Source organism: Mesorhizobium sp. P5_C1, from assembly GCF_054049815.1.
Window position 1 is genome coordinate 1 of record NZ_JBFULQ010000645.1, and the last position, 2,774, is coordinate 2,774.

Below are 2,774 nucleotides of genomic sequence, written 5' to 3' on the forward strand. Positions count from 1 at the left end.
ATGCAAGACATAGCGGTCGAAGCGTTCGGCAAGATCGATCAGATGCTCTTCCTGGCCTTCGTCGCAGGCCATCCGATACTGCTTGCCGTCGATGGAAACCGTGACCTGTGCCATGAGCCTACCTGTCCAGCCCTATCTGTCCAACACAGCGCGGATGGTTTCCATGGCGGTCACCAGCCGTCGCGACACTTCCTTGTTGGCGTCTTCCAGCCTTTCGGCGCGCGCTTCGGAATTGTCGAGTTCTTGCGCCAACCGGGATCTGTCGGCATTCATCCGCTGTACCTCGGCCTCGGCTTCCGAGTAATCGCGTTCATGCTCGAGCTTGGCCGCGACGGCATTTTCCAGCCCCTCGATGGCCTTACTCAGCCTGGAGATGACTTCCTTGAGCGTGGTTTCCCCGGTCATGGCCTTCGTCCTGTGCCCTGCCCATCACCGAATCGTTCGCGTTCAGAACGCGTTATCCGCGAAACATTAGGCACCGGGTGAAGGCAACGTCAACAAAGCTCTCGCGACTGTCCCCTGCTAACGCTAATGTAGGCCCGCCATCGGCATCATAAGACCGGCAAATACGCACCGATTTGTTGACTAAAAGCCCGCGCCTGCTATGTGTCGCGCACCCTTTTCCAGGGCTCTCCCCAGCCCCCAAACCCCCATTTCTGGAGGAACCATGACGTCGCGTGAACAACATGACCGGATGGCCAATGCGATCCGTTTTCTCTCCATGGACGCCGTCGAGAAGGCTCAGTCCGGCCATCCCGGCCTGCCCATGGGCTGCGCCGACATCGCCACGGTGCTGTTCACACGCTTCCTGAAATATGATCCCAAGGCCCCGCACTGGCCCGATCGCGACCGCTTCATCCTGTCGGCCGGTCACGGCTCGATGCTGCTCTATTCGCTGCTGCATCTGACCGGCTATGAAGACATGACCATCGACCAGATCAAGCATTTCCGCCAGTTGGGCTCGAAGACCGCCGGCCACCCTGAATATGGTCACGCCACCGGCATCGAGACGACGACCGGCCCGCTCGGCCAGGGTCTCGCCAATTCGGTCGGCTTCGCGCTCGGCGAGCGCATCATGAACGCCGCCTTCGGCAACGACCTCATCAATCACTACACCTATGTGCTGGCCGGCGACGGCTGCCTGATGGAAGGCGTCAGCCAGGAGGCCATCGCGCTTGCCGGGCACCTCAAGCTCAACAAGCTGATCGTCTTCTGGGACAACAACAACATCTCGATCGATGGCCCGGTGTCGCTCGCCGACAACACCGACCAGGTTGCCCGCTTCCAGGCATCCGGCTGGAACGCCAGCCACATCGACGGCACGGATCCGGAAGCGATCGCCTATGCCATCGAAGCCGCCCGCCATTCCGACAAGCCGACGATGATCGCCTGCAAGACGACCATCGGCTTCGGCGCGCCGACCAAGGCCGGCACCAACAAGGCACACGGCTCGCCGCTCGGCGCCGACGAGATTGCCGGCGCGCGGAAGTTCTTCAACTGGGATTCGCCGCCCTTCGAGATTCCGGCCGACATCCTCGACGCATGGCGCACCGCCGGCAAGGCCGGCGTCAACGCGCGCACCGACTGGGAAGGCCGCCTCGCCAAGGCCGAAGCGAAGCTGAAGGCTGAGTTCGAGCGCCGCATCGCCGGCAAGCTGCCGTCCAACTTCGACGCCGTCATTGCCGACTACAAGAAGACGCTCTCTGTCGACAAGCCGAAGGTCGCCACCCGCAAATCGTCGGAAATGGCGCTGGAGGTCATCAACGGCGCCGTGCCCGAGACCATCGGTGGCTCCGCCGACCTGACCGGCTCCAACAACACCAAGACCAGCCAGACCAAGAACATCACGCCGGACGATTATGGCCAGCGCTACGTCCACTATGGCATCCGCGAGCATGGCATGGCCGCCGCACTCAATGGACTGACGCTGCATGGCGGCCTCATCGCCTATGGCGGCACCTTCATGTGCTTCTCCGATTATGCCCGTCCGTCGATGCGGCTGGCCTCGCTGATGGGCATCCGTTCGATCTTCGTCATGACCCATGATTCCATCGGTCTGGGCGAAGACGGCCCGACCCACCAGCCGGTCGAGCATCTGGCGGCACTGCGCGCCATTCCCAACCACAATGTCTTCCGTCCGGCCGATGCGGTGGAAACCGCCGAATGCTGGCAGATCGCTCTCGAGTCGGAAAAGACGCCTTCGACTTTGGCGCTGACCCGCCAGAACCTGCCGACGGTGCGCACCGAATTCTCGGCCAAGAACCTGAGTAGCCAGGGCGGCTACGAACTGGCCGCAGCCAGCGGGGAGGCCGCGGTGACGATCTTCGCCAGCGGCTCCGAGGTCGAGATTGCGCTTGCCGCCCGCGAGTTGCTGGAGAAGCATGGTCATCCGACCCGCGTCGTGTCGATGCCTTGCTTCGAATTGTTCGACAAGCAGAGCGACGACTACCGCAAGAAGACGATCGGCAACGCGCCAATCAAGATGGCGATCGAAGCCGGCATCCGCCAGGGCTGGGATCATCTCATCGGCTCCGACGGCATCTTCATCGGCATGACCGGCTTCGGCGCCAGCGGCACCATCGAACAGCTCTATCCGCATTTCGGCATCACCGCCGATGCTGCCGCCAAGGCAGCGGAAGCCCGCTTGCACGGCAAGTAAGGTCTTGCATGTCGCCCAAAAGCGTATCGCGGTTTTGGACAACGACAGGCTGAAGCAAAAAATGCCCCGGCGAAACCGCACAAAGCGATTTCGCCGGACTGGCCCAACCTAATCG

Annotated in this window: 3 protein-coding genes; 1 reads left to right on the forward strand and 2 read right to left on the reverse strand. The window is 62.1% G+C overall.

Annotated features, from left to right (window positions below):
• Both ACXJ7R_RS29320 and ACXJ7R_RS29325 read right to left on the reverse strand, forming a co-directional pair.
• Positions 1-114, reverse strand: a 114-nt coding sequence (locus tag ACXJ7R_RS29320) for a cell division protein ZapA (RefSeq protein ID WP_457154881.1), incomplete at its 3' end; no start/stop codon positions are given.
• An 18-nt stretch (positions 115-132) separates the two neighbouring features.
• Positions 133-405 carry a DUF4164 domain-containing protein gene (locus ACXJ7R_RS29325; protein WP_457154879.1) on the reverse strand — a complete coding sequence of 91 codons (273 nt, stop codon included), beginning with the start codon at positions 403-405 and terminating at the stop codon, positions 133-135.
• A 262-nt stretch (positions 406-667) separates the two neighbouring features.
• Between ACXJ7R_RS29325 and tkt the strand changes: the two genes are divergently transcribed.
• Positions 668-2,659 (forward strand): transketolase, encoded by a 1,992-nt coding sequence (gene tkt / locus ACXJ7R_RS29330; RefSeq protein WP_457154880.1) that lies wholly within the window; start codon positions 668-670, stop codon positions 2,657-2,659.
• Positions 2,660-2,774 lie beyond the last annotated feature (115 nt).